The 1,114-nt window shown below is 58.2% G+C and carries 1 rRNA gene; it reads left to right on the forward strand.

From position 1 onward, the window contains the following. Nucleotides 1-230: 230 nt before the first annotated feature. Nucleotides 231-1,114 (forward strand): 23S ribosomal RNA (locus tag KBY32_RS35180); the annotation flags it as partial.

The raw sequence follows: 1,114 nt of genomic DNA on the forward strand, positions 1-1,114 counted from the left end.
GGTGGAACGTTGACTACTCGGCACACTTGATCGTCTTCTCCTTCCAGTACTGCTCTTCGGAGCGTGGAACGTCGAGGGAAGCGGGGAGTGTGTCGGGCACGCTGTTGGGTGTCTGAAGGTACGGCCGTATGGTCGCCTTCAGTGCCGGCCCCGGTAAAAGTCTGCTTAGGCGGGCTGTGACGGGTGGTTGGTCGTTGTTTGAGAACTGCACAGTGGACGCGAGCATCTGTGGCCAAGTTTTTAAGGGCGCACGGTGGATGCCTTGGCACCAGGAACCGATGAAGGACGTGGGAGGCCACGATAGTCCCCGGGGAGTCGTCAACCAGGCTTTGATCCGGGGGTTTCCGAATGGGGAAACCCGGCAGTCGTCATGGGCTGTCACCCTTGCCTGAACACATAGGGCAAGTGGAGGGAACGCGGGGAAGTGAAACATCTCAGTACCCGCAGGAAGAGAAAACAACCGTGATTCCGGGAGTAGTGGCGAGCGAAACCGGATGAGGCCAAACCGTATGCGTGTGAGACCCGGCAGGGGTTGCGCATTCGGGGTTGTGGGATCTCTCTTTCATGGTCTGCCGGCCATGAGACGAGTCAGAAACCGTTGATGTAGGCGAAGGACATGCGAAAGGTCCGGCGTAGAGGGTAAGACCCCCGTAGTCGAAACGTCAGCGGCTCGTTTGAGAGACACCCAAGTAGCACGGGGCCCGAGAAATCCCGTGTGAATCTGGCGGGACCACCCGCTAAGCCTAAATATTCCCTGGTGACCGATAGCGGATAGTACCGTGAGGGAATGGTGAAAAGTACCGCGGGAGCGGAGTGAAATAGTACCTGAAACCGTGTGCCTACAAGCCGTGGGAGCGTCGGAGTGGAGCTTGCTCCATTCTCGTGACTGCGTGCCTTTTGAAGAATGAGCCTGCGAGTTTGCGGTGTGTTGCGAGGTTAACCCGTGTGGGGAAGCCGTAGCGAAAGCGAGTCCGAACAGGGCGACATAGTAGCGCGCTCAAGACCCGAAGCGGAGTGATCTAGCCATGGGCAGGTTGAAGCGGAGGTAAGACTTCGTGGAGGACCGAACCCACCAGGGTTGAAAACCTGGGGGATGACCTGTGGTTAGGGGTGA

It is taken from the genome of Streptomyces sp. RK62, assembly GCF_018070255.1.
Taxonomy (GTDB): Bacteria; Actinomycetota; Actinomycetes; order Streptomycetales; family Streptomycetaceae; genus Streptomyces; species Streptomyces nigra.